The sequence below is a fragment of the Candidatus Protofrankia californiensis genome, assembly GCF_900634765.1.
Classification (GTDB): domain Bacteria; phylum Actinomycetota; class Actinomycetes; order Frankiales; family Frankiaceae; genus Protofrankia; species Protofrankia californiensis.
Genome location: NZ_CAAAFT010000466.1, coordinates 17,827 through 19,668, shown reverse-complemented (window position 1 = coordinate 19,668; position 1,842 = coordinate 17,827). Strand labels below are relative to the sequence as shown.

Below are 1,842 nucleotides of genomic sequence, written 5' to 3'. Positions count from 1 at the left end.
CTGCATGTCGTCTTCGGTGTCGGTGTCGTCTTCGGTGCCGGTCTCGGTGTGGGCGAGGGCCGGGACGGCGGCTTTCGGGCGAGTGCGCGCGAGCGGATGCCTACTGTCGCGTCGAGACGGAGGTGCGAGTGGCATGGACGGCTCCTCGGGGGCGTCCACAGCATATTGCTCTGTTACAGATATATCTATCGACTACTTTTGGTAATCACTTGTGGACTCCTCGCTTGCGAGAAAGTAGGCGAGACAACCCCTCGACGTGGAGTGTCCAGGGCCGGCGGCGCCGGCCGTTGCGGTCGCAACGGTGACGGTGTGGGTCGTGCGTGACGGCCCGCAACCGGTCGGACAGGTTCACGATGAGCCGGTGCGCCTCCACGAGCGACCCGGGGACCTGGGCCTCCCGGCGGCGCGAAAGGAACGCGATCGCGTCGTCTTTGGCCCTCCAGGTGCCGGATCGCCGGTGTCGACGGACTTCTGCATGTCGTGGATCGCCGAGTTCGACAGCGTGGTCATGCTGCGTTCTTCGAACCTTCGACAAAATATTCCTGGTATACCTCCGGCCGGCCCACCTCGGTCGACCGTCGAGATCGGTGGGAACCTGGGCGCGAAAGGAACATGATCGCGTCGTCTTCGGCCCTCCGGGCGGTGTCCGGTGCCTGATATACCCTGCCATTCCAAGAATTTGAGATGATTGAGGATGACGTCGACAACACCGACCAATAGGACATTGCTGTCCGGCTGGCACCGGTGTGCAGGGCCGGTGAGCAGGGCTTTCGCGGGTGCGGTCGTGGTATCCGCGCCGGTGGCGGTCGTCTCCTCCGTCGCGTCCGGTTGAGTCTGCACTGGAGAGCGTCCACTGTCAGGAGGATCTGGACCGAAAGGCGAAAACGGCCAGAGAACGTCCGCCGGAGGGCGTTCACCGGACAATAGTGAGCCGGATCACGGTGCGGTTGTGTGCTTGGGTGTCGCAACCCCGCCGGCGGGGACATACTGATCGCGCGTCACGCGACGTTGCCCGAGACAGTCCAGGTCTGTGGACCCCTGTCCTTCGGGCCCTCTGGCAGCACGGGAAGAACCATGATCGTACGGCCTTCGGTCGGTCAGGTCTTTCGCCTCCGGTAGTACTCGACGATCCACGCGTCGATGTCGCGCTTGCGCCAGACCCGGGTGCCTTTGGAGCCCGCGGTCGGTGCGTTGACGACCTGTAGCGGAGCAGGGAACTGCGGGTCTTTGCGCGTCCAGTAGTCAACCGCCTGACGCGTGATCTTCAGCTGGAACGCTATGTCCCCGATGCCAACCAATCGCTCACCGTCGTCCACGCGAACATCGTAACGTCTTTGCTAACCGTCAAGGATACCGCTATGGTTTGTTTTGCTGGACAGCAAATACCTTGGGAGGACATCGATGGCGACACCGGTGGCCCGTCGTGCCGGCGTTCGAGCGATGCTCGATCGCGACGAGGCATATGATCAAGACCCGAAAGGAGAACCTCCGATCTCGGTACCCCGGTACCGCCGCGCCTTGCGGGCAGCGATCGATGTCGTGCCCGAACTCGTGACAGAGCAGGGAATGCCCAGGTCAGCGGTTGAAGCCGAGGCATACTCGGCAGGCGTGCGCGATGCCCTGGACACGGTCGTGGGCGTTATCGCACAGGAAATCGAGTATGTCGGGACCCCGGACCTGTCGGCTGACGAACCCTCGCGGACCGATGCGTGATCGGCGTGACGCCCTGGGACCGGGGCATGCGGCTCGGGGGAGGTCGGCCGGCGCCGGACGGACCGGACGGACCGGGTAGACCGGACGGACTGGGTAGACCGGACGGACAGGATGGGCCGGACGGGATTG

At 64.1% G+C, this 1,842-nt stretch carries 2 protein-coding genes; one reads left to right on the top strand and one right to left on the bottom strand.

Going from position 1 to position 1,842, the window contains the following annotated elements:
• Window positions 1-1,097 precede the first annotated feature (1,097 nt).
• Window positions 1,098-1,316, bottom strand: coding sequence for a hypothetical protein (locus DD1DGNOD_RS24050; RefSeq protein ID WP_131768630.1), 219 nt, complete (start codon window positions 1,314-1,316; stop codon window positions 1,098-1,100).
• An 85-nt stretch (window positions 1,317-1,401) separates the two neighbouring features.
• Here DD1DGNOD_RS24050 and DD1DGNOD_RS24045 point away from each other — a divergent pair, with 85 nt between their 5' ends.
• Entirely contained in the window at window positions 1,402-1,713 is a 312-nt protein-coding gene (locus DD1DGNOD_RS24045; RefSeq protein WP_206443395.1) for a hypothetical protein, read from the top strand.
• Window positions 1,714-1,842 lie beyond the last annotated feature (129 nt).

Bases quoted from the DNA above. Each gene is read 5' to 3' on its own strand.
- DD1DGNOD_RS24045 (WP_206443395.1), top strand. From the start codon at position 1,402: ATGGCGACACCGGTGGCCCGTCGTGCCGGCGTTCGAGCGATGCTCGAT.